The 22,654-nt window shown below is 74.8% G+C and carries 17 protein-coding genes; 8 read left to right on the top strand and 9 right to left on the bottom strand.

The window, feature by feature from the left end; all coding sequences use genetic code 11:
- Positions 1 to 91: 91 nt before the first annotated feature.
- Both ACFWIC_RS27835 and ACFWIC_RS27830 read right to left on the bottom strand, forming a co-directional pair.
- The gene (locus tag ACFWIC_RS27835; RefSeq protein WP_380520295.1) at positions 92 to 1,672 is read right to left on the bottom strand and encodes an alkaline phosphatase family protein; all 1,581 of its coding nucleotides are present in this window, start codon (positions 1,670 to 1,672) and stop codon (positions 92 to 94) included.
- Between the two features lie 178 nt (positions 1,673 to 1,850).
- Positions 1,851 to 2,624, bottom strand: coding sequence for a GntR family transcriptional regulator (locus tag ACFWIC_RS27830; protein WP_329952576.1), 774 nt, complete (start codon positions 2,622 to 2,624; stop codon positions 1,851 to 1,853).
- Between the two features lie 425 nt (positions 2,625 to 3,049).
- Between ACFWIC_RS27830 and ACFWIC_RS27825 the strand changes: the two genes are divergently transcribed.
- The 3 genes from ACFWIC_RS27825 to ACFWIC_RS27815 all read left to right on the top strand — a co-directional run bounded on the left by ACFWIC_RS27825 (position 3,050) and on the right by ACFWIC_RS27815 (position 9,470).
- Positions 3,050 to 4,186 (top strand): glycoside hydrolase family 19 protein, encoded by a 1,137-nt coding sequence (locus ACFWIC_RS27825; RefSeq protein WP_380520294.1) that lies wholly within the window; start codon positions 3,050 to 3,052, stop codon positions 4,184 to 4,186.
- A gap of 144 nt (positions 4,187 to 4,330) precedes the next feature.
- A complete protein-coding gene (locus ACFWIC_RS27820; RefSeq protein ID WP_329952575.1) occupies positions 4,331 to 5,410 on the top strand; it encodes a serine hydrolase domain-containing protein in 1,080 nt (359 codons plus the stop codon).
- Positions 5,411 to 5,741: 331 nt separating this feature from the next.
- A complete protein-coding gene (locus ACFWIC_RS27815; RefSeq protein ID WP_380520293.1) occupies positions 5,742 to 9,470 on the top strand; it encodes a SpoIIE family protein phosphatase in 3,729 nt (1,242 codons plus the stop codon).
- 69 nt (positions 9,471 to 9,539) lie between these two features.
- On the opposite strand, the gene ACFWIC_RS27810 is transcribed toward ACFWIC_RS27815, so the two are convergent.
- From ACFWIC_RS27810 to ACFWIC_RS27800, 3 genes are all read right to left on the bottom strand, one after another.
- On the bottom strand, positions 9,540 to 10,616 hold the full coding sequence (locus ACFWIC_RS27810) for an S-adenosylmethionine:tRNA ribosyltransferase-isomerase (RefSeq protein WP_380520292.1): 1,077 nt from the start codon (positions 10,614 to 10,616) through the stop codon (positions 9,540 to 9,542).
- Positions 10,613 to 11,494: an SDR family NAD(P)-dependent oxidoreductase gene (locus tag ACFWIC_RS27805; protein ID WP_380520291.1), complete on the bottom strand. Its 882-nt coding sequence runs from the start codon at positions 11,492 to 11,494 to the stop codon at positions 10,613 to 10,615. The genes ACFWIC_RS27810 and ACFWIC_RS27805 overlap by 4 nt, the downstream gene beginning before the upstream one ends.
- Before the next feature lie 86 nt (positions 11,495 to 11,580).
- Positions 11,581 to 12,600 (bottom strand): pseudouridine synthase, encoded by a 1,020-nt coding sequence (locus ACFWIC_RS27800; RefSeq protein ID WP_380520290.1) that lies wholly within the window; start codon positions 12,598 to 12,600, stop codon positions 11,581 to 11,583.
- Positions 12,601 to 12,778: 178 nt separating this feature from the next.
- On the opposite strand from ACFWIC_RS27800, the gene ACFWIC_RS27795 reads away from it, so the two are divergent.
- The 3 genes from ACFWIC_RS27795 (at position 12,779) to ACFWIC_RS27785 (ending at position 15,298) form a co-directional block, all read left to right on the top strand.
- On the top strand, positions 12,779 to 13,879 hold the full coding sequence (locus tag ACFWIC_RS27795) for a PP2C family protein-serine/threonine phosphatase (protein WP_380520289.1): 1,101 nt from the start codon (positions 12,779 to 12,781) through the stop codon (positions 13,877 to 13,879).
- Positions 13,880 to 14,005: 126 nt separating this feature from the next.
- A complete protein-coding gene (locus ACFWIC_RS27790; RefSeq protein ID WP_329884162.1) occupies positions 14,006 to 14,401 on the top strand; it encodes a DUF3224 domain-containing protein in 396 nt (131 codons plus the stop codon).
- A 114-nt stretch (positions 14,402 to 14,515) separates the two neighbouring features.
- Entirely contained in the window at positions 14,516 to 15,298 is a 783-nt protein-coding gene (locus tag ACFWIC_RS27785) for a DUF5995 family protein (protein ID WP_380520288.1), read from the top strand.
- Positions 15,299 to 15,301: 3 nt separating this feature from the next.
- On the opposite strand, the gene ACFWIC_RS27780 is transcribed toward ACFWIC_RS27785, so the two are convergent.
- Positions 15,302 to 16,741: a GuaB1 family IMP dehydrogenase-related protein gene (locus tag ACFWIC_RS27780; protein ID WP_380520287.1), complete on the bottom strand. Its 1,440-nt coding sequence runs from the start codon at positions 16,739 to 16,741 to the stop codon at positions 15,302 to 15,304.
- Positions 16,742 to 17,043: 302 nt separating this feature from the next.
- Between ACFWIC_RS27780 and ACFWIC_RS27775 the strand changes: the two genes are divergently transcribed.
- Both ACFWIC_RS27775 and ACFWIC_RS27770 read left to right on the top strand, forming a co-directional pair.
- Entirely contained in the window at positions 17,044 to 18,549 is a 1,506-nt protein-coding gene (locus tag ACFWIC_RS27775; RefSeq protein WP_380520286.1) for an SDR family NAD(P)-dependent oxidoreductase, read from the top strand.
- Positions 18,550 to 18,596: 47 nt separating this feature from the next.
- Positions 18,597 to 19,052: an NUDIX hydrolase gene (locus tag ACFWIC_RS27770; protein ID WP_380520285.1), complete on the top strand. Its 456-nt coding sequence runs from the start codon at positions 18,597 to 18,599 to the stop codon at positions 19,050 to 19,052.
- Between the two features lie 69 nt (positions 19,053 to 19,121).
- On the opposite strand, the gene ACFWIC_RS27765 is transcribed toward ACFWIC_RS27770, so the two are convergent.
- The 3 genes from ACFWIC_RS27765 to ACFWIC_RS27755 are packed head-to-tail and all read right to left on the bottom strand — an operon-like array spanning position 19,122 to position 22,581.
- Positions 19,122 to 21,353 (bottom strand): FtsX-like permease family protein, encoded by a 2,232-nt coding sequence (locus ACFWIC_RS27765; protein WP_380520284.1) that lies wholly within the window; start codon positions 21,351 to 21,353, stop codon positions 19,122 to 19,124.
- Positions 21,350 to 22,060 carry an ABC transporter ATP-binding protein gene (locus ACFWIC_RS27760; RefSeq protein WP_329948584.1) on the bottom strand — a complete coding sequence of 237 codons (711 nt, stop codon included), beginning with the start codon at positions 22,058 to 22,060 and terminating at the stop codon, positions 21,350 to 21,352. Before ACFWIC_RS27760 ends, ACFWIC_RS27765 begins: the two co-directional genes overlap by 4 nt.
- The gene (locus ACFWIC_RS27755) at positions 22,057 to 22,581 is read right to left on the bottom strand and encodes a PadR family transcriptional regulator (RefSeq protein ID WP_329948583.1); all 525 of its coding nucleotides are present in this window, start codon (positions 22,579 to 22,581) and stop codon (positions 22,057 to 22,059) included. Before ACFWIC_RS27755 ends, ACFWIC_RS27760 begins: the two co-directional genes overlap by 4 nt.
- Between the last annotated feature and the right edge of the window lie 73 nt (positions 22,582 to 22,654).

Raw genomic sequence — 22,654 nt, 5'->3', positions numbered from 1 at the left:
CGCATCCGCAGTGAGAAGGGTCTGCGCTGGGGCGGCAGGCCCGTCCTCGCCGCGTGATCAAGCAACCCGGTGAACGAATGCGGTCACAGCACTAGCTCTGGCCGACCCGGACGTTGTCGAGCACCCAGTACCAGTTGTTGCTGCCGGTGTACCGGAACCGCAGCCGCAGGCGGCTCGCGCCCGCCGGGACGGCCAGGTTCAGGGTCTGCCGGCCGTTGGTCTCCGCGGTGTAGCTCTTCACCTGGACCGGCGCGCCGCCGTCCCAGACGGCGAGCACCTGGGCGGTCTGGGCGCCCTCCTGCTGGTAGTAGGTGGTGAAGGAGACCGGCACGGTGGCCAGTCCGGCGACCGGGTACTCGGGGCTGACCAGGGTGGAGTCGTAGCTGCCCTTGAAGGTCTTGTCGGCCCACTCGTCGGAGTCCGCGACGGCGAACACGTTGCGGGCGCGGACGTTGAGCTCGCGGGACTGGTCGCGCTGGGCCTTGGTCCAGAACTCGTCGGTGGTGAACGACCAGCCGCGCCACTCGGTGACACCGCCGGTGCCCATCGCGGAGTTGTCGACCGACCAGCCGCTCGGCGGGGTGTGGGTGAAACCGAGGACCCCGGCCGGGATGCCGGTCTCGTCGACCCGGCCGGTCAGCTGCGGGCGCAGCGCGTCGAAGGCGTCCGGGACGAGGCTCGGGACCGGGCTGCCGTCGAGGCCCCAGGCCGGGTCGACGGCGATGCCGAGGTGGGCGAGGGCGGTGGGGGCGATGTCCACCATGCGCACGTCGTACCGGACCGAACCGGCCGGGAAGGCCGAGCCGTTGGCGATCACGAAGGTCTGCCGCTCCTCCCAGGTGGAGCCGCCGTGGCCGCCGGTGGGGGTGTGCCCGTGGTCGGCGGTCACCATGACCAGCCAGTCCTCCTGCGCGTACCCGGTCCGGCCGCGGACGGCGGCGAGGATCTGGCCGACCTGGGCGTCCACGCCGCGGATCGCCTCCAGGTAGGCCTGGCTGGCGGAGCCACTGCTGTGGCCGGCGTGGTCGACGTTGTCGAGCTGCACGAAGACCGCGTCCGGGTCGGTGTCGCGGAGCCTGGCGACGGCGCGGGAGGTGGTGCCGGCGTCGTACTCGGCGGACGGCGTGGCCACCCGGGTGTCGACCCGCCCGGAGTAGATGATGTCGGCGATCGGCGCCCAGGAGGCGACCACGTAGGTGTTGAGCGCGGGCCTGGCGGTCTCGGCCCGGGTGAGGAAGTCGGGGTAGGCGGCGAAGGCGGGGGCGGTGAAGTTGTTGTCGCGGACGTTGTGCTTGTCCGGCCAGACGCCGGTGGCGACGGTCGACCAGCCCGGGCCCGAGCTGGTGCCGGCCATCGGGTTGGCGTAGAGGCTGCCGGCGGCGGTGAGTCCGCCGGCCATCAGCGCGTTGAGGTTGGCGGCGCCCGAGTCCTTGATGCGGTTGAGCATGGTGCCGTCGAGGCCGATGACCAGCACCTTGGGGGTGCGGCCGGCCACGGCGGCGGTGGCGGCACGGGCGGCGCCGGCGGTCAGCGGGGCGGCGGCGAGTACGGCGGCGGCGGAGCCGAGGAGCAGGCCGCGGCGGGAGAGGCCGGAGGCGGCCGGGGCGGCGGGGATGGCGGCGGGCGTGGCGGGGGTGTGCGGGGTCACGTCGTCCTCCTGATGCTGCGTCATGGCGGGGAAGGGGGCGGTGACCACGGTCGGATCGGCGGATGGACGGCGGTGGCCCGGCTTCCGACCCGGGCATGAACAGCGCTCGAAATTCGGTCCAGACCCGTTATCTCGACGTGATCAACAAGGGGTTGGGGCAGGGTCGGGGACAGGACCGGGGCCGGGCCGGGCCCCGGGGTCGTCAGCCGGCTTCGAGACGCGTGGTGAAGCTGAAGCGGTCACCCCGGTAGAGCGAGCGCACCCGCTCCACGGGGGCACCGGCCGGATCCCTGGTCAGCCGGTGCAGCAGCAGCATCGGCAGCGCCGGCGGCGTACCGATCAGCAGTGCCTCGCGCGGCGAGGCCAGCACCGTCTCGATCCGCTCGTCGGCCGCACCGAAGGTGATGCCCGCCTTCTCGGCCAGGAACGCGTAGAGCGAGGATCCCGGATCGAACTCCCGGTCCAGCGCCGGGACCCGCCGCACCGCCAGGTAGGTGCTCTCCAGCCCGACCCGCTCTCCGTCCGCGAGCAGTACCCGCTCCAGGTGCCAGACCGGCTCGCCCGGCGCGATCCGCAGCTGTCCGGCCAACTGGGTCCCGGCATCGAGCCGTTCCAGCCCGATCAGGGTGCGGCCGGGGACCCGGCCCTGGCGGCGGACCCCCTCGGTGTAGCTGGCCAGCGAGAGCGGCTGCTCCAGCTTGGGGCCGGCCACCACCGTGCTGCGCCCGCGCCGGCGGACCCGGCCCTGGATCAACAGGTCGCGCAGGGCCTGGCGGAGCGTCTCGCGGGCCACCTCGAAGCGGGCGGCCAGCTCGCGCTCGGTCGGCAGCACGCCACCCTCGCCGAGCTCGTCGAGCAGTTCCTCCAGCCGGCCCTTGACGGCGTAGTACTTGGGCACCCGGCCGTGCTCCGGGATACCCGACCTGATCGGTGCACCGGGGCCGGACAGGGCGGCGGGGTCGGGGGTCTCGTCCACCCCGCCATCCTCCCAGACCACCGGGCGGAGCCTGCGCAGGTGCACGGCCGGGGCGGGGCCGGTGGGGCGGGCGGGGCCTGTGGGACGGGCCGGATCCGCGCGTCGGCCGGAGACGGAGGGCGAGTTTCGGCCGGGGCGCGACCGGGGTGCGACCGGGGTGCGGAGACGGGCAGGTCGGGGCAGGGGGCGGGCACCGTGCGAACGGTGACGGACCGGGGGCCGCAGCCGCCGAATCCGGGCCCCGCCACGCCGTGCGCTCTTGACAGGTTTAGACCATTCCGCTTGAGTCTGGGCCAGCCCCGCACCGGCCCGCACCCCGGTCGGCCCGTCCCCCACGACGAGCCCCCACACCGCGGGGCCCCCTCCCTGCCCCGACCTTCCCGCCTCCACGACCGTGCGGCCCCCACCGCACAAGGGGTGATCAAGTGTCAACGAAACGTCTCCTCGCACTGCTGTCCGCCGTCGTCGCGGCCCTGGCAGTCGTCCTGCTGCTGCCCGCCGCCAACGCGAGCGCCGCCGTCTGTGCCACGCCCTGGAGCTCGTCGGCCGTCTACACCGGCGGCACGAGCGCCTCGCACAACGGCCACAACTGGTCCGCGAAGTGGTGGACCCAGGGCGAGGCCCCGAGCACCGCCGGCTCCGGCGTCTGGGCCGACCAGGGCACCTGCGGCACCGGCCCGACCCAGACCCCCACCACGACGCCCACCGCCACTCCCACGGTGACGCCCACCGCGACGCCGACTCCCGGGAACTGCGCCTACCCGGACTGGGTCGCCGGACGCACCTACACCACCGGCACGATCGTCCGGTACGTCAACGGCAGCTTCTACCGGGCCACCCACGACAACCCGGGCTACGACCCGGTGATCAGCACCTGGTACTGGGAGCCGTACAGCTGCGGCCCGACGCCGACGCCGACCACCACCGTGACCCCCAACCCGGGCGGATTCCCGGTCAGCCAGGCGCAGTTCAACCAGATGTTCCCTAACCGGAACACCTTCTACACCTACCAGGGCCTGCTCGACGCCCTCTCCGCCTACCCCGCCTTCGCGGGCACCGGCACGGACACCGTGCGCAAGCAGGAGGCCGCGGCCTTCCTCGCCAACGTCAACCACGAGACCGGCGGCCTGGTCTACGTGGTCGAGCAGAACACCGCCAACTACCCGCACTACTGCGACGCCGCGCAGTCGTACGGCTGCCCGGCCGGTCAGGCTGCGTACTACGGGCGCGGCCCGATCCAGCTGAGCTGGAACTTCAACTACAAGGCGGCCGGCGACGCCCTCGGCATCGACCTGCTGCGCAACCCCAACCTGGTGCAGACCGACCCGGCCGTGGCCTGGAAGACCGCGCTCTGGTACTGGAACACCCAGAACGGGCCCGGCACCATGACCCCGCACAACGCCATCGTCAACGGGTACGGCTTCGGCGAGACCATCCGCAGCATCAACGGCAGCCTGGAGTGCAACGGCGGCAACCCCGCGCAGGTGCAGAGCCGGATCAACGCCTACCAGCGCTTCACCCAGCTGCTCGGCACCGTTCCGGGCAACAACCTGAGCTGCTGACCGGCACGACGGCCGCCCACCGCCGCCCGCCCCCACGCATGCGGGCGGCGGTGGGCGCGTACCTCCGGCGGACGAACGGCGGGGGCCCGAAATCGTCGCCACGGTGGACGTCGCGACCGGCCGGGGGATCCTAGGCTCGGGGTCATGAACGACCTTGGCAGCCTCGTCCAGCAGACCGCCGACCGCCTCGCCGGCCAGCACGTCGGCGCGGTGGTCGCCGGCCTGGCCGGCGGCACGGTGGAGATCCGCGGCGCCGGCCGCACCGGCCCCGGCAGCGCCGGCGGTGCCCCCGGCCCGGACACCCTGTTCGAAATCGGCTCGGTGACCAAGGTGTTCACCTCTCTCGCGCTCGCGCGACTGGCGCTCGCCGGCACCGTCGCCCTCGACGAGCCGCTCGCCGACGTCCTGGCCGACGCGCTCCCGGCGGGCGTCACCGTCCCGGCCAAGGGCGGCACCCCGCTCACCCTCCAGCACCTCGCGACCCACTCCGCCGGGCTGCCCCGCCTCCCCGCCGGGATGCTGCTGCCGGCCCTGCTCACCCCCAACAAGCCCGACCCGTACGCGCACTGCACCGCCGAGTACCTGCTCGCCGGACTCGCCCGCACCCGGCTGCGGGCCGCCCCCGGCCGAAGCTTCCGCTACTCCAACCTCGGAGCCGGACTGCTCGGCCTCGCGCTCACCCACCGGACCGGCCTCGGCTACCAGGAGCTGGTGACGCGGGAGATCTGCGCCCCGCTCGGCCTGACCGACACGACGGTGACGCCGGACGCCGAGCGCGCCGCCCGGCTGGCCCCCGGACACACCTCCGGCGGTCGCCCCGTCCCCGGCTGGGACCTCGCCGACCTGGTCGGCGCCGGCGGCCTCCACTCGACCGTCGCCGACCTCTCGATACTCGTGCGGGCCCAGCTGGCGAACGGCACGGACGGTGACGACTCGCCACTGGCGCCCGCGATCGCACTCAGCCGGGAGGTCCGCCACCGGGTCAACCCGTTCGCCTGGATGCACCTCGGGTGGCTCGGCCACCGCCTGCACGCCCGCCAGGGCGGCCACCTGCAGATCTGGCACAACGGTGGGACGGGCGGCTACCGGTCGTTCGTGGCCTTCGACCCGGAGAAGCAGGTGGGCGTGATCGCCGTGGTCAACACCCGCCGTTCCGTCGACCCGGCGGGCGTCGCGCTGTTGCGCACGCTCCAGAACACCCACGCCTCGGGCGGGACGGCGTAGGAGCGCAGCGACGCCCACCGCGGCGGGCGGCCGGGCAGGCCCCGGCCCGGCCCGGAGTACCGGTGTCGCCCGCCCGGACGCCGGGCGTGACCGGCCGGTCGCCGCCGGTCGCGGCCGGGCGGCCCGGGCCCGCCGTGCACCGGACGTCGGACCCGCCGACTTCCTGTGCGGGCGGCCGGAGGGGCCGGAGGGACCGGGGCGGGCCCACCGGTCGCGGGCGCCGCCCACCGGTACCGGGGCGCGTGCCGCGCGGGCGGGGCAGGGCGCGTGGGAAGATGGCAGGGCTGGCGAAAACGATCTCCGGGCGGTTCTCTGGCCATGGTGACCGAGCATGGTGAACGAGCGGCGTGACCTCGGCGGGCCCGGGCGGGCTCGCCGTGACGAACCGGGCGGCGAACCCGGCGCGGGGCCGCACCAGGACGCCCTCCTCATGGTGCCGATCGCCACCGCGCTGATCGAGTCCGACGGCCGCATCCTGCACTGGAGCAACGACGCCGAGGCGCTGCTCGGCTACTCCCCGGAGGAGGCCATCGGCGCCCGGGCCGCGCAGCTGCTGGCCCCCGACGACCAGCGGCCCGAGGTGCTGGAGCTGTTCCAGGAGATCCTCGACGGGCGCGGCTGGTCCGGCGTGTTCCCGGTCCGGCACCGGGACGGCCACCACGTCAACCTGGAGTTCCGCACCCACCCGATCGCCGGGCCGGGCGGCAGCCCGCTGGTCCTGGCCGTGGCGTCGGACGTGACGACCCTGCGCCGGATCCAGGCGGACCTGGCCGTGCTGGACGGCTTCTTCACCCAGTCCCCGGTCGGCATGGGCGTCTTCGACAGCCGGCTGGCGTTCGTCCGGCTGAACGAGGCGCTGGCCCGGGTGAACGGGTTGCCGGTGGACCGGCACGTCGGCAGCCGGCTGACCGAGCTGCTGCCCGGCATCGACGGCGAGGAGAGCGAGGCGGTGATGCGCCGGGTGCTGGAGACCGGCGAACCCGTCCTGGACGCCCGGTCCCACGGCCGGACCCCGGGCGACCCGACGCACGAGCACGCCTGGTCGGCCTCGTACTTCCGGCTGGAGGACCCGAGCGGCCGGGTGCTCGGGGTCAGTTCGACGGTCATCGACATCACCGAGCGGTTCCGTGCCGACGCCCGCGCCGCCCGGGCGCAGGAGCGGCTGGCCCTGCTGGTCGACGCCAGCGCCTCGATCGGCACCACCCTCGACCTGCGGCAGACCGCCCGCGAGCTGGCCGACGCCATGGTGCCCAAGGTCGCCGACATCAGCGGCGTCTTCGCGCTGGAGGCGCTGGCCGCCGGCCGGACCGTCGAACCGCTGGACCCGTCCGCGCCGCAGCAGGTCCGCCGGCTCGCCCTGGCCACCACCGACCCGCTCTACCCGGCGGAGGCCCTGCCGGTGGACGCCGTGTACGAGGTGGCGCCGGAATCCCCCTACGCGAGGGCGCTGGCCACCGGCCGGACGGTGGTGGTGCCCTCCTGGGAGCTTCCGCCACTGAGCAACGGGATCAGCGAGAGCCGCCGCCAGGCCTACCTGGGCGACCGGCCGCGGTCCGTGCGGATCACCCCGCTGGTGGCGCGCGGCACCACCCTCGGCATGATCGTGTACTCGCGGCGCGGGGAGCGGGAGTCCTTCGCCGAGGCGGACATCACGCTCGGTGACGAGCTGGCCTCCCGGGCGGCCGTCGCCATCGACAACGCCCGCCTCTACCTGCGCCAGCACCAGATCGTGCTGGCGCGGCAGCAGGCCCTGCGCGAGGCGAAGGCCGCACAGGAGCGGCTGGCGCTGGTGAACGTGGCCTCCACCCGGATCGGCACCACGCTCGATCTGGCCCAGACCGCACTGGAGTTGGCCGAGGTGGCGACGCCCCGGCTGGCCGACACGGTGGTGGTCGAGGTGCTGGACGACCTGGTACGGGGCGAGCGCGAGGCCCGGCCGTCGACGGACGGCTCCGCGGTGCTGCGGCGGATGGCGTTCCACTCGGCGCACGGCTCGACGCTCGAACCGATCGACCGGACCGGCGGCGTGCAGCGGTTCCTGCCCGGCTCGCCCTACGCCTGGGCCCTCACCCGTCGCAGGCCGGTGCTGGTGCCGAGGATGGACGAGGCCGGGATGGCCTGGTTCGCGAACGACCCGGTCCGCACGGCGGCCGTCCACGAACAGAACGTCCGCTCGTTCATGGTGGTGCCGCTGATCGCCCGGGGCTCACCGGTCGGTGTCGCCGCCTTCTACCGGACGGTGATGGACCATCCGTACGAGGACGACGACCTGGCGCTGGCCGGGGAGCTGTCCGTCCGCGCGGCCGTCGCGATCGACAACGCCCTGCTGTTCACCCGGGAACGGGACGCGGCGGCGGCCCGCCAGCGCGCCCTGGACGAGGCGCGGGCCGCGCAGCAGCGGCTGTCCCTCCTCAACGAGGCCTCCACCAGGATCGGCACCACGCTCGATCTGGACCGCACCTCCGAGGAGTTGGTGGAGGTGGTGATCCCCCGCTTCGCCGACTTCGTCACCGTCGACCTGCGCGACGCGGTGCTCGGCGGCGAGGACCCGTCCCCCGTCCCGGCCGACGGCTCGGTGCTCATGCGGGCCGTGGCCGTCGGCGAGGCCGCCGCCGACGGCACCATGTCCCGGGCGGCCGACCAGGTCGGCACGACCTCGCAGTCCGCCCAGGTGTACGCGGAGAGCCTGCGCACCGGCCGCTCGATCCTCGTCTCGGAGGTGGACGAGGCGGCGCTGCGCCGGATCGTGGCCTCGGAGGACCGGGTGCAGCCGGGGCTCGACGCCGGCGTGCACTCCTACCTGATGGTGCCGCTGCTGGCGCGCGGACTGGTGCTCGGCGGCGTGGAGTTCATCCGCACCCGCAACCCGCTGCCGTTCGGCGCGGCGGACCGCTCGCTGGCCGAGGAGCTGGCCGCCCGCACCGCGCTGGCCATCGACAACGGCCGGCTCTACCGCCGGGAGCGGGAGACCGCGCTCACCCTGCAAAGGAGCCTGCTGCCGCAGGAGATCCACCGCACCCTGGGGCTGGAGATCGCCTACCGGTACCTGCCCAGCAGCGTGGTCAGCGAGGTCGGCGGCGACTGGTTCGACGTCGTCCCGCTCTCCTCCGGCCGGGTCGCCCTGGTGGTCGGCGACGTCATGGGCCACGGCATCCGGGCCGCCGCGACCATGGGGCAACTCCGCACGGTGGCCCGCACCCTGATCACCCTGGAACTGTCGCCGGACCGGGTCATGCACCGGCTGGACGAGGCCACCACGGCGATCGGCGAGGGCCAGTTCGCCACCTGCGTCTGCGTGGTGTACGACCCCGTCGGCCGGCACTGCATCGCCTCCTGCGCGGGCCACCTGCCGCCGGTGGTGGGCGACGGCCGGGGCGGCGCCCGGCTCGTCGAGCTGCCGCCCGGGGCTCCGCTCGGGGTGGGCGGAGTCCCCTTCGAGAGCGTCGAGTTCACCCTCCCCGAGGACGGCCTGCTGGCCCTGTACACCGACGGGCTGGTGGAGCGGCGCGGCCGTGACCTCGACGAGGGCCTCGACCTGCTCTGCCGCACCATCGCCGCCGGCACCCACCGCTCACCGGAGCAGACCTGCGACGCGGTGCTGGCCGAACTCACCGGCCGCACCAGCGAGGACGACATCGCCGTCATCATCGCGCAGGCCCGGCCGGTCGGCTCCGACCGGATCGCCACCCTCCCGCTCGGCGACGACCACGCGATGGTCGCCCACTCGCGCCGCTTCACCCGTGACACGCTCGGCGACTGGGGGCTGGGCGCGCTCGCCGACTGGGCCGAACTGCTCACCAGCGAGCTGATCACCAACGCCCTGGTGCACGCCGGATCCCCCACCCAGCTGAGGCTGTTGTGCAACCGGACGCTCACCGTCGAGGTCGCCGACCAGGACGCCGAGTCGCCCCGGATGCGCCGCGCGCGGGAGGAGGACGAGGGCGGGCGCGGTATCCACCTGGTCAACGAGCTCGCCCACCGCTGGGGCAGCCGGAAGACACCGGACGGGAAGGTGGTCTGGTTCGAACTGGAGCTTCCGCCGGGCCTGGTGGAGCGGTAGCACGGCCGGGGACCGGCACGGCACGGCACGGCACGGCCCGGCTGCGCGGGATTCCGGGGGCGCCGCCGGTCAGTCCGGGAGCAGCAGGTTGACGTCGCCGAACTCGTGCCACAGGTACCGCTGCCGGACCGCCTCCCGGTAGCAGCGCGCCAGCAGCGGCAGGCCCGCGACGGCAGCGAGCAGGTGCAGGTGCGAGGCCCGCGGCTCGTGCCAGCCGGTGAGCAGGCCGTCCACCGCCCGCACGCCGCGCTCGGGGGTGACCACCAGCTCCGTCCAGCCCTCGGCCTCCCGGACCGCGCCGTCCGGGCCGGCCGCCGACTCCAGGGCACGAACGGCCGTGGTGCCCACCGCGATCACCCGCCCGCCGCCGGCCCGGACGTGGTCGACCAACCGGGCGGTGGCGGCCGGTACCCGGAACCACTCCGCGTACGGCGGCTCGTGCGCCTCCGGGGAGGCGACCCCGGTGTGCAGCGTGATCGGTGCCAGCAGCACGCCCCGACCGGTCAGCCGGGCCACCACCTCGGCGCTGAACGGCCGCGCCGCACTGGGCATCTCACTGCTTCCCGGGACGGTCGCGAACACCGTCTGGTAGGCCTCGATCGGCCAGTCGCGGTCGACGTAGCCGTAGCGGACGGCCCGGCCGTGCTGCGCGAGGTACCCGGTCAGCGGACCCGGGAGGACGAGCCGGGCGTGCCAGAGCCGGGGCGTGAACGGTGCGGTCAGCTCGGCCGAGCCGCCCGCCGGCAGCGACACCCGCAGCCCGGGCCGGGCGGGCGACTGCGCCGGCGGGAAGTAGGCGGGCGCCCTCCCCGGGACGACGCGGCGCAGTTCGACCAGGTGCGCGCCGTGCCGGTCCGGCCGGCTGGAGGACAGGTGCAGGGCGACCGGGCCCCCGTCGGGCAGCCGGCCCAGCAGCGCGGCGGGCAGGGTGGCCGAGTTGTTGACCACCAGGAGGTCGCCGGGGCGAAGCACCTCGGGCAGCTCGGTGAAGCGGTGGTGCGCGACGGTGTCGGTGCCCCGGGCGTTCCGGCGGCCGACCAGCATCCGGACGCCGTCCCGGGCCGTGCCGCGGGCCTCCGCGGGTGCGCGGGCGGAGAGTTCGGGCGGGACGGTGACGTCGAGGGCGGGCTCGGCGACCGCGGTCACCGGTCCCCCCGGCGGGCGGACGACGCGGCCAGGGGCACGGCACCGACGGGGGCCTCGGCGAAGGCGTGGCCGGGGGCCTCGGCGGCGGGGGCGGCGGGGTCCGGTCCGGCCGTCACGGCGCCGGCGGGGCCGACCCGGTCGGCGAGCAGCTCGGAGGCGCGGTACCGGCCGGAGGCGGCCCGGTCGCGGACGAGGGTGAGCAGCGCGGGCGCCACCTCCTCGGGCAGCGGCTCACCGGAGATGTCCTCGCCCGGGCTCGCCTCCTGGAGCATCCTGGTGCGCATGCTGCCCGGATCCACCGCCCAGACCCGCAACTCTGGCTCCTCGACGGCCAGTACGGCCGAGGCGAGGTCCAGCGCCGCCTTGCTCGCGCCGTAGCCGCCCCACCCCTCGTACGCCACCGCCGCCGCGTCCGAGCTGATGTTGAGGACGTCACCGGTGTGGGCGCGCAGCTGCGGCAGGACGAGCTGGGTCAACGCGATCGGGGCGAGGACGTTGACCTCGAACGTCTCCAGCAGCTCGGGCAGCGGGAAGTCCGCCAGACGGGGCAGGGGTTCGCAGCCGCCGTCGGCACCGGCCGCGTCGGCGCCGTTGAGGGTCCCGGCGTTGTTCACCAGGAGCCGTGCCCCGCCGAGGGCCGCCGCGGCCGAGGCGAGACGGGCCCGGTGGTCGTCGTCGACGATCGAACCGGCGAGTGCCACCACCGTGGTGAGCTCAGCCAGCTCGGCCTCCGCGGTGGCGAGTTCGGCCCCGCCCCGGGAGGTGATCACGAGCTGCCAGCCGTCGGCGGCGAGGGCCCGGGCGAGCGCCCGGCCGAGACCGCGCGAGGCGCCGGTGACCAGGGCGACGGGGCGGTTGCTGATCTGTTCTGCGTTCATGGCACCACGATCACCCCGGACCGGTCCGATCCGGATCGGCCGCCGGACCCGCCCCCACCTCGGCCCTTCGTCCTCCGCCCTCCGGCCTAGGACAGTCGGCCCGCCTGCGGTGGGGCGGACGGCGGCGGGCTCGGGGCGGGTCGGACCTCCGGGTCGGCCGGCCCGGCCCACCCGGCCGGGTCGGCCCACGCGGACAACGTCCGGCGGCTCTCGAAACGGCGCGGGCGCCCGCTCAGCGGATCGGTGAACTCGACCACCGAGGAGAGCAGTTGGAGCGGGCGGCGAAAGTCGTCCGGGGCCGGCTCGGGCAGCACCACGGGGTACACCGGGTCGCCGAGGATCGGCACGCCCAGGCCGCTCATGTGCAGGCGCAGCTGGTGCGTCCGCCCGGTCGACGGCAGCAGCAGGTAGCGGGCCAGCGCGCCGCGCCGCTCGGCCAGGTCGATCCGGCTCTCGCTGTTCGGCGGCGCGTCCACGTCGCGGGCCGCGATCTCGCCGCGCTCCTTGAGGATGTGGCTGCGCACCGTCCGGGGCAGCTCCAGGTCCGGGTCGTACGGCGCGACCGCCTGGTACTCCTTGTGGACCAGGCGGTCCCGGAACAGCGTCTGGTAGGCGCCCCGGTCCTCCGGGCGGACCACGAACATCGCCAGCCCGGCCGTCAGCCGGTCCAGCCGGTGCGCCGGGCTGAGGGCCGGCAGGGCGAGTGCGTGGCGCAGCCGGGAGAGCGCCGTCTCCACGACGTGCCGGCCGCGGGGGGTGGTGGCCAGGAAGTGCGGCTTGTCGACCACCACGAGGTGCTCGTCGTGGTGCAGCACGTCCAGCGCGAACGGGACCGGCACCTCCGCCGGCAGCTCCCGGTAGAACCACAGGTGCGTCCCGGGCCGGAACGGCTCGTCCGGCGCGATCGGCAGCCCGTCCTCACCGACGATCCCGTGCTCGTCCAGCAGGGCGCCGACCCGCTCGACCGCCGCGGCGGGCAGCCGCTCGGCCAGGTACGCGCGCACCGTCGGCCACGGGCCGCCGACGACCGGCAGCCGCAGGTGCACCGGGTCCACTCCGAGGCGTTGCGGGAGGGGGGCGGCCGGCGGCGTGCTCTTGCGTCTCATCTCGCCGGCCAGCCTATCCGGCCCGCCGGACCGGACCGGGCGGGCGGACCGGGCGGAGCAGGCCGGCCCGCCGGGATGCCGTCCGCGGCGGCCCCGGTGGAGAGTGGAGGGTGGAAGAGGGTGGAAGCGCGCAGGCGCCCCTCCCGGTGCCTCCGTCGACCTCCTGGGAGGCGAGTGCGTGACCGTGACCGCCGACGGCCCGCGGGACGGGGCACGGCCGCCGCGCCTGCCGCGGCGGACCCGGCTGCTGCTCCACTGCGCCTTCCTGCTGCTGGTCGCGGCCGTGGTGGCCGATCTCCTCACCGGCCCGGGGACGACCCTCTCCCCCGTCCTCGCGGTGGCACCCGTGCTGGTCGGGGCGACCACCCGCCGTGCCCGGGTGCCGTTGGCCACCGGGGTGGCCGCGGCCGTCGCGGCCGGGCTGCTGGAGCGGGGCAACACCGCCGTGTCGGGTTCCGTCCACCTCACCGCGCTGGTCACCATCCTCGCGGCGACCCTCGCGAGCACCGCCAACGTCGTGCTGATCTCCTCCCGGGAACGCGAGCTGCTCCAGGTCCGGACGGTCTCCGAGGCGGCGCAGCGGGCGCTGCTGCGCCCTCCCCCGGAACGGATCGGCCCGCTGCGGATCGCCGTCCGGTACGTCGCGGCGGCGGCCGAGGCGCGGATCGGCGGCGACCTCTACGAGGTGGCCGACACGCCGTTCGGCATCCGGGTGCTGCTCGGGGACGTCCAGGGGCACGGGCTGTCGGCCGTCGAGACGGCGGCCGACGTCCTCGGGGCCTTCCGTGCGGCGGCCCGCACCGAGCCCGACCTCGCCCGGCTCGCCGGGCGGCTGGACGCCGCGCTGGTCGCCCGGCCGGACAACGAGCGGTTCGCCACCGCCGTGCTGCTCGGCGTCGGCGGACCGGGGGGCTCCGCCCTCCTGGTCAACTGCGGCCATCCGCACGCCCTGCTGCGCCGCGCGGGCCGGGTGACCGAACTCGTGCCCTCCCGGCACGCGCCGCCGCTCGGCCTGCTCGATCTCCTCGGCGGCGGCCGCTACCGGGCCGATCCGTTCGAACCGCTCGCCGGGGACCTCCTGCTCCTGCACACCGACGGGTTCTCCGAGGCCCGCGACCCGGCGGGCCGCTTCTACCCGATCACCGACCGTCTCGCCGCCCTGCACGCCACCGCGCCCGACGCCCTCCTCGACGCCCTCCTCGACGATCTGGCGGCGTGGGTCTCCCCGACCGGTCTGGACGACGACGCGGCCGCGCTGGCCCTCCGCTGGGAGTACTGAGCGGCCGCGGGGCCGCCGGGCCGGCCGCCCGCACGGCGCCGCGGCGCGCTTGTCGGTGGGGCGTGCAAGGGTGGGTCTGCGGTCGGCGACGGGCCCGGCCGCGGGGTTCGGTCGAGGGACGGTGCCATGGGGAGCAGGACGAGCGGGGCGTTCGAGCTGACGGCGTTCGAGCCGGAGGAGACGGACGAGCAGCCGGGGTCGACGGTCGGCCGGGTGCGGATCACCAAGGACTTCACGGGCGGGCTGACGGGGACGAGCCTGGTGCGGATGTTCTCGGTGATGGACGGCGAGGGCGGGCCGGCCGCGTACGTGGCGGTGGAGCGGTTCACGGGCACGCTGGACGGGCGGCAGGGGTCGTTCGTGCTGCAGCACTCCGCGCCGGGGAGCCAGGGCGAGCGCCTCGCGATCCGGGTGGTGGCGGGGACCGGCTCGGGCGGGCTGACGGGGATCACCGGCACGTTCGAGCTGAACGTCGACGAGCAGGGCGCCCACACCTACGTCCTGGAGTACGAGCTGGGCTGAGTGGCGGAGGGGGACGGAGGAGCGGCCGGGGGCTCCGCGCGGCATCGACCGGGCCCGGGCAGGCGGCTGTCACGATGATGCGATCAGTGCACGATCGACATCGGAGGGTGACGGATGGCCGGCACGCACACGCGGGTGGCGATCGGGGTCGACGGCGTGATCCGTCGGCTGCGGGCGATCGGGCGCGGGCTGCCGCCCGGTGACGGCGTCGCGGTGTTCAACCGGATGTACCTGACCGTGACGGAGACGGTCCGTGCCCGACTCGGGGAGTTCGCGGACCCCGGCGCCGTGGCCGAGCTGGACGTCGTGTTCGCCGGGCGCTACCTGCTGGCCGTGGACGCCGTGGCGGCCGGGCGCCGGCCGCCGGCCAGCTGGCAGCCGCTGTTCGAGCGGCGGGCGTGCCCGGAGGTGCACCCGGTCCAGTTCGCGCTGGCCGGGATGAACGCGCACATCCAGCACGACCTGCCGCTCGCCGTGATCGACACCTGCCGGCGGCTGGGCCGCGAGCCCGGGCAGCTCGCGGCCGACTACCACCGGATCAACGGTCTGCTGGCCGGGGTGGAGGCGGCGGTCCGGGAGCAGCTGATGCCGGGGCCGGACCTGCTGGAACGGATCGAGCCGCTGACCCACCGGATCGGCGCGTGGTCGGTCGACGCCGCCCGGGACGCGGCCTGGTCGTCGGTCCGGGTGCTCTGGGAGCTGCGCGGGCTGCCGGGCGCCGCCGTGGCGTTCACCGCGACGCTGGACGGCGCGGTGGGGCTGCTCGGCCGGGCGCTGCTCGCCCCGACGGGCCTGCACCCGGCCACGGCGGAGGCCCGCCCGCACCCCGCCACGACGCCGGCCGGGCGGCTCCCCGTCGCGAGGAGCCGCCCGGCCGGCGGTGGGCTTCAGCGCTAGGCGTCAGGCCCAGCTGGAGTGCAGCGGCTTGCCCTCGGCGTAGCCGGCGGCGCTCTGGATGCCGACGACGGCCTTCTCGTGGAACTCCTCCAGGGAGGCCGCGCCCGCGTAGGTGCAGGAGCTGCGCACGCCGGCCACGATCGAGTCGATGAGGTCCTCGACGCCCGGGCGGGCCGGGTCCAGGAACATCCGGGAGTGCGAGATGCCCTCCTCGAACAGGGCCTTGCGCGCCCGGTCGTAGGTGGAGTCCTGGGAGGTGCGGTTGCTCACGGCCCGCTTCGAGGCCATGCCGAACGACTCCTTGTACTGGCGGCCGTCGGCGGTGACCTGGAGGTCGCCCGGCGACTCGTAGGTGCCGGCGAACCAGGAACCGATCATCACGTTGGAGGCGCCGGCGGCCAGCGCCATCGCGACGTCGCGCGGGTGGCGGACGCCGCCGTCGGCCCAGACGTGCTTGCCGAGCCGGCGCGCCTCGGCGGCGCACTCCAGGACGGCGGAGAACTGCGGACGGCCCACGCCGGTCATCATCCGGGTGGTGCACATCGCGCCCGGTCCGACCCCGACCTTCAGGATGTCGGCGCCCGCCTCGACGAGGTCGCGGACACCGACCGCCGAGACGACGTTGCCGGCCACGATCGGGACCTGCGGGTCCAGGCCGCGGACGGCCCGCAGCGCGCTGATCATCGACTCCTGGTGGCCGTGCGCGGTGTCGACGACCAGGGTGTCGGCGCCGGCCTCCAGGAGGGCCTTGGCCTTGCCCGCGACATCGCCGTTGATGCCGACGGTGGCGGCGACCCGCAGGTTGCCGGCGGCGTCGACGGCCGGGGTGTAGAGGGTGGCGCGCAGCGCGTTCTTGCGGGTCAGGATGCCGACCAGGCGGCCCTCGGCGTCGACGACGGGGGCGAGCCTGCGGTGGGCCTCGCTGAGCCTGTCGAAGGCGGCACGCGGGTCGATGCCCTCGTCCAGGAGGAGCAGCTCGCGGGACATCACGTCGACGAGCGAGGTGAAGCGGTCGACGCCCTGGCAGTCGGAGTCGGTGACGACGCCGACCGGCCGGCCGTCCTCGACGACCACGAGCGCGCCGTGGGCGCGCTTGGGCAGCAGCGAGAGGGCCTCGGCGACGGTGGCGCCGGGGCCGAGCGTGAGGGCGGTGTCGTGCACCAGGTGGCGGCGCTTGACCCAGCCGATGACGTCGGCGATCACCTCGGTCGGGATGTCCTGCGGGATGGCGACCAGGCCGCCGCGGCGGGCGACGGTCTCGGCCATCCGGCGGCCGGCGATGGCGGTCATGTTGGCGACCACCAGCGGGACGGTCGTGCCGGTGCCGTCGTTCGAGGAGAGGTCGACACCCTGTCGGGAGCCCACTGCGGAGCGGCTGGGGACCATGAAGACGTCGTCGTACGTCAGGTCGTACGACGGCGTGAGGTCGTTCAGGAAGCGCATGAAACGGGGCTCTCTGGCTGGGAGAAATGACACCTCGGGTGCGGGTGCGGCACAGCCGCAGGGCGCACTCGGGCGCCCCTGCACCCAACGTTCGATTCTCCGGCACCCCGCGGTCAAAAGCCAGTTCGACCCCGTTTGCTGGTGCACCGCACAAGCCATGATCACCGAACGGGGACCCTGCTTGGAGGTTCCTCCAAGGTTCCCGGGTTTCGCCCCGGCCGGGGCCGCTCCCGTAGCATTCACGCGGTAACGGCGGTGGCGAACAGCAACGGCGAACAGCAACCAGGGAAGCGGCAACAGGCATGACGGCGGGCGTGGGCATCGAGCAGGACAACGGCACCGGGACCGCCGAGGAGATCGACTACGGCCCCGGCCTCGACCCGGAGCGGCTGAAGCTCTGCCTGGACGTCATCGCCGAACTGGACCGGATGCACGTCGACCACCCGGACGCGATCACCGTCCGCCAGGCCGTCGGCGGCATATTCCGCACGCTCAAGCAGCGCCGCCGGCAGGAGACCCGGGCCCGGAAGACCGCCAACGACCGCGAGGTCACCGCGAAGACCGCGACCGGCGCACCGACCCGGATCGACGACGAGACCGCGGGCGCCTTCGGCCTGACCACCGTCACCACCAACGAGATCGCCGGCATCCTGGAGCGCCCCCGCTCCTGCTACATCTGCAAGCAGCGGTACACCGAGGTCGACGCGTTCTACCACAACCTCTGCCAGGACTGCGCCGTCAAGAACCGGTCCCGCCGCGACGCCCGCGCCGACCTCACCGGCAAGCGCGCGCTGCTCACCGGCGGCCGGGCCAAGATCGGGATGTACATCGCGCTGATGCTGCTGCGCGACGGCGCGCACACCACGATCACCACGCGCTTCCCGAACGACGCCATCCGCCGGTTCACGGCGATGCCGGACAGCGCCGACTGGCTGCACCGGCTCAAGGTCGTCGGCATCGACCTGCGCGACCCGGCCCAGGTCATGGCGCTGGCCGACGAGGTCGCCGCCGACGGCCCGCTCGACATCCTGATCAACAACGCCGCGCAGACGGTCCGCCGCCCGCCGGAGTCCTACCGCGAGCTGCTCGCCGCCGAGTCGGCTCCGCTGCCGGCCGGCATGCTGCCGCAGTCCACCACGATCGGCCGCTTCGGCAGCGGCAGCGTCGACCTGCCGGCCCTGCCGCACCAGGCCGGCGGCGGGGGCGAGCGGATCTCCGCCGAGGACGTCACCTCGCTCGCCCTGCTCACCGGTTCGGCGGCGCCCGATCGGATCCGGGCGGGCACGGCGATCGACGCCGGCGGCCTGGTCCCCGACCTCGCGGACACCAACAGCTGGGTGCAGACCGTCAGCGAGGTCGGCCCGGTCGAGCTGCTGGAGGTGCAGCTCTGCAACTCCACCGCGCCGTTCATCCTGATCAGCCGGCTCCGCCCGGCGATGGCCGCCTCGCCGTCCCGGCGCAAGTACGTGGTCAACGTCTCCGCGATGGAGGGCGTGTTCCAGCGCGGCTACAAGGGCGCCGGCCACCCGCACACCAACATGGCCAAGGCCGCGCTGAACATGCTCACCCGCACCAGCGCGCAGGAGATGTTCCAGAACGACGGCATCCTGATGACCGCCGTCGACACCGGCTGGATCACCGACGAGCGCCCGCACCCGGACAAGATGCGGCTCGCCGAGGAGGGCTTCCACGCCCCGCTCGACCTGGTCGACGGCGCGGCCCGGGTCTACGACCCGATCGTGCGCGGCGAGCAGGGCGAGGACCTGTACGGCGTCTTCCTGAAGGACTTCGACCGCTCCGCCTGGTGACGCCCGCGGGCCCACCCTCCGGCAGCACCCACGGGGAGGAACAGCAGTTGACGACCGCACCGATGCTCGGGGCCGGGGTGATCGTGCCCACCAGGGACGGCCGGGTGCTGCTCGGCCGGCGGACCACCGCCGGCGAGCCGCCCACCTGGAGCCTGCCCGGCGGCAAGGTCGACGGCGGCGAGTCCTTCGAGCAGACCGCGGCGCGCGAACTCGCCGAGGAGACCGGGATCGTGCTGCCCGCCGAGGAGATGCGGGTGCTCGCCGTCCTGCTCGACCACGAGCTGGGCCGCCCCCGGGTGACCGCGGCCGTGCTCGCCCCGCCGAGCCTGGCCGACGCCGTGGTCACCGAGCCGCACGCCTGCGGCGGCTGGGAGCGGTTCCGGCTGGACGCGCTGCCGGGCCCGATGTTCTACCCGTCCGCGCTGGTCCTCGGCAGCTGGCGCCCGGAGCTGGGCGACGTCCGGCGGGCCGGGACGCACGCGTACCCCGTCCCCGGCCGGTGACCTGACACGGGGACGGGGACGGGGTACGGGCGCGAAGGACCCTGGTGCGGGCGCCGCGGTCCGGGGCGGTCAGCCGTTGCGGGCCGCCTCCGGGCCGGTGATCCGCTTCAGCAGGGGCAGCGTCGAGGCGATGATCCCGAGCGAGGCCGCGAGCCCCAGCACGACGAGGACGAAGTACACCGCTCCCGGGGAGACCAGGTCGTACCCCATCTGCGACTTGAGGAACATCGCCGCCGCGCCGAAGCCCGTCCCCGTGGAGACCGCGGCGACCACCAGCAGCGGCAGCGCGCTCTCCAGACCGACCACCCGCTGCAACAGCCCCAGCGGCGCACCGGTGAGCCGGAGCATCGCGAACGGCCGGCGCCGGTCGGAGAGCCCCGCCACCACGCTGACCGCCAGGCTGCACCCGGCGATCGGCAGGGTGGTGAGCAGCACCACGTCCGCGAGCTGGCGCCAGCCGGCCAGTTGCTGCTGCTGGCTGGAGCCCCAGTCGTCGACCATCCGCGCGACCTGGTCCGGGAAGGCCCGGGACAGCAGGGTGCGGACCTGCTCCATGGCCGCCTTCGAGCCGTCGGTCGTCACGTAGAGCGCGTTGACGGGCAGTTTCGCGACCTCCTCCACGGAGAGCGGCACGGTCGGCCACTGCGTCCCCGTCCGGGACCGCAGGTCGAGGAGGCCGTGGTGCGGGACGGCGGCCACACCCGCGCCGGCCGCGCAGTGGCCCACCACCGGGGTGGTGGCGAGTTCCGAACAGAGGGTCAGGACGGGCTCCCGGCCGCGCGGGTCCTCCGGGTCCCGGCCCACGCCGTCGGGGTTGGCGTGCGCCACGACGAGCCCCTTGAAGCCCGGGACGGCGCGCAGTGCGGCCAGCACCCGGTCCGGGACGGCGGCGGTCATCGGCGGCCCGTCGTCCAGCACGCCGTGCTCCACCGCGACCCGGGTCCCCGGGTCCCCGCTGAGCACACCGCGGTTGGCGTCGATGGTGCCGATGATGGCGACGGTCGCCGTGGTCACGAAGAGGGCCAGCACCAGGCCGGCGACCGAGCGGAACCCGGCCCTCGGATCGTCCGCGAGCCGCCGCACGGCGATCAGGGTGGCCGGGCGGCTCGTCCGGACGGCGACCAGCCGGGCGGCGGCCATGGTCAGCCAGGGTCCGGCGACCACCAGTCCGAGCATGATCACCAGGAAGCCGGTCAGGTAGGCGGCGGTCTGCCCGTCGGTCGACTGCGGGCGGCGGCCGACGAACCAGCCGAGTTCGGCGAGTCCCGCGACCAGCGGCACGACCCGCCAGGCCGTCGGCGGCTTCGGGGTGACGCGGCGGGAGACGCCGAGCGGGGAGACGGTGACCCGGCGCAGCGCCAGCCGGGCGGCGGCCGCCGCGACCAGTGGGACGCCCAGCAGGACGGCCGTCACCTGGACGGGCGTGAGCGAGAGGTCGTCGAGGAAGAAGCGCCGACCGGTGAACGGGACCGTCGCCACCAGCGGGCGCAGCAGCAGGTAGGTGGCGAAGCCGAGCACCGTTCCGGCGGCCGCGGCGACGGCGGACTCGACGGTCGAGATCACGGTGATCTGGCGCGGGGTCGCGCCGACCAGGCGCATCGCGGCGTAGCGCTGCTCCCGGGTCGCCGCGGAGAGCCGGGTCGCGGTGCCGATGAAGACCAGCACGGGGAAGAGCAGCGCCCCCGCGACGACGGAGAGGATGAGCGTCATCGCGTCGCCGCGCACGCCCGCGCCCGGGCATTCGTTGCCGTCGCAGCCGGCCGGCAGGGCGGTGGCGATGGTGGTGAACTGCCGGGCGCCCGGCCGGGCGGCGAGCTCCTCGGGGCTCCGGCCGACCAGGACGAGCAGCGAGTCCGGGGACGGCAGGGCCGCGGCGCCGATCTCCCCGGCGAGCCGGCCCGGGAAGCGGTCGCCCAGCTGCACGGCCGGGGTCTCGCGGATCCGCTTCGCCAGGGCCGGCGAGGCGTAGTACTCGCCGGCCTTCGGGAGCGCGGGAACCCCCGGCGGGACGGGCGAGGTCGGGCCGGTGGCGGCGACCTCGACGTGGAGGAGTTCCTCGCCGTCGTAGTACTCGGCGCTGTGGCGCCACCGGAGCGGGTCGACGGGCGCCGTCTCGTTCCGGCTCGCGGCCGCGGAGTTGAGCCAGAGCGCGCGGTCGTTGGACTTCTCGACCGCGTTGATGCTCGCCAGCGTCGAGAGGAGCAGTCCGACGCCGATCGCCACCGCGGCGGTGATCGTCAGCAGTCGGACGGCGGCGGCACGGCCGCCGCCGACGGCGAGCCGGAGGGCGAAGGCGATCACGAGGCGGCCCGCCCTGCGGCGACGCCCGGCGCCGGGCCGGAGGAGAGGGTCCTGGCCCGGCCGTCGCGGACGACCGCCTCGCGGTCGGCGTAGGCGGCGACCCGGGCCTCATGGGTGACCAGGACCACGGTGGTGCCCTGCGAGCGGGCGGCGTCGACCATCAGCTCCATCACCTGCTCACCGGTGAGCGAGTCCAGCGCGCCGGTCGGCTCGTCGGCGAAGAGCACCTGCGGACGGGTCACCAGGCCGCGGGCGAGGGCCACCCGCTGGGCCTGACCACCCGACAGTTCGCCGGACCGGCGGCGCTCCATGCCGTCCAGGCCGAGCCGGGCGAACCACGGACGGGCCTCCGCGAGCGCGGCGGCCCGGCGGACGCCGTTGAGCAGCAGCGGCAGGGCGACGTTCTCCTCGGCGGTCAGTTCGGGGACGAGCTGGCCGAACTGGAAGACGAAGCCGAAGCGGTCCCGCCGTAGGGCGCTGCGCCGGGCCTCGTTCATGGTGTCCATGCGCTGCCCGTCGAAGTGCACCTCGCCCGCGTCGGGCACCAGGATGCCGGCCAGGCAGTGCAGCAGGGTGGACTTGCCGGAGCCGCTCGGGCCCATCACGGCCAGCACCTCGCCGGCCTCGACCGACAGGTCGGCGCCGCGCAGGGCGGGGGTCTCGCCGAAGGCCAGCTCGACGGAACGGGCTTCGATCAGCGGGCTCATGCGCGTACCTCCGCGGCGAGGGCGTCCAGGCGGGCGGTGGTCAGGTCGATCCACCGGAGGTCCGCCTCCAGGTGGAAGAGGCCGTGGTCGGCGAGCAGGCCGTCGATCAGCGGGCCGGTCCGGCGCAGTTCGGTCAGTTCGCGCATCCGGCGCAGGTGGGCGGCGCGCTGGGTGTCGAGGTACTCCTCGGCGTCGCGGCCGAGCATCAGGGCGAGGACGACCTTGGTGAACAGCACCGACTGCAGGGTGGGTTCGGGGGCGACCGGCTCGGTGAGCCAGTGCTCGAACTCGGTCACCCCCGCGTCGGTGATGACGTAGCGCTTGCGCTCGGGGCCGTCGCCGGGCTCGGCCTCGCCGGCCACGACCTTGCCGTCCCGCGCCAACCGGCCGAGCGTGGCATAGACCTGACCGTACGGCAGGGGCTTGCCGCGCCCGAAGAAGGCGTCGTAGTCGCGCTTGAGGTCGTAGCCGTGGCTCGGTTCCCGCTCCAGCAGCCCGAGAAGGGTCAAAGGAACACTCATGGGGTGACCATACACCCGACGTATACTCCGAGTGTATAGCTGGGGAGAATACGGCGCCGAGCTGGGAGAACGC

It is taken from the genome of Kitasatospora sp. NPDC127035 (genome assembly GCF_042726075.1).
Classification (GTDB): Bacteria; Actinomycetota; Actinomycetes; order Streptomycetales; family Streptomycetaceae; genus Kitasatospora.
The sequence above is the reverse complement of the archived record's forward strand: the minus strand, read 5'-3'. Positions and strand labels throughout refer to the sequence as shown.

Coding starts and splice junctions, on each gene's coding strand:
- ACFWIC_RS27785 (WP_380520288.1), top strand. CDS start 14,516: ATGGCCGGCACGCACACGCGGGTGGCGATCGGGGTCGACGGCGTGATC.
- ACFWIC_RS27820 (WP_329952575.1), top strand. CDS start 4,331: ATGAACGACCTTGGCAGCCTCGTCCAGCAGACCGCCGACCGCCTCGCC.
- ACFWIC_RS27800 (WP_380520290.1), bottom strand. CDS start 12,600: ATGAGACGCAAGAGCACGCCGCCGGCCGCCCCCCTCCCGCAACGCCTC.
- ACFWIC_RS27775 (WP_380520286.1), top strand. CDS start 17,044: ATGACGGCGGGCGTGGGCATCGAGCAGGACAACGGCACCGGGACCGCC.
- ACFWIC_RS27815 (WP_380520293.1), top strand. CDS start 5,742: ATGGTGAACGAGCGGCGTGACCTCGGCGGGCCCGGGCGGGCTCGCCGT.
- ACFWIC_RS27805 (WP_380520291.1), bottom strand. CDS start 11,494: ATGAACGCAGAACAGATCAGCAACCGCCCCGTCGCCCTGGTCACCGGC.
- ACFWIC_RS27760 (WP_329948584.1), bottom strand. CDS start 22,060: ATGAGCCCGCTGATCGAAGCCCGTTCCGTCGAGCTGGCCTTCGGCGAG.
- ACFWIC_RS27755 (WP_329948583.1), bottom strand. CDS start 22,581: ATGAGTGTTCCTTTGACCCTTCTCGGGCTGCTGGAGCGGGAACCGAGC.
- ACFWIC_RS27790 (WP_329884162.1), top strand. CDS start 14,006: ATGGGGAGCAGGACGAGCGGGGCGTTCGAGCTGACGGCGTTCGAGCCG.
- ACFWIC_RS27780 (WP_380520287.1), bottom strand. CDS start 16,741: ATGCGCTTCCTGAACGACCTCACGCCGTCGTACGACCTGACGTACGAC.
- ACFWIC_RS27835 (WP_380520295.1), bottom strand. CDS start 1,672: ATGACGCAGCATCAGGAGGACGACGTGACCCCGCACACCCCCGCCACG.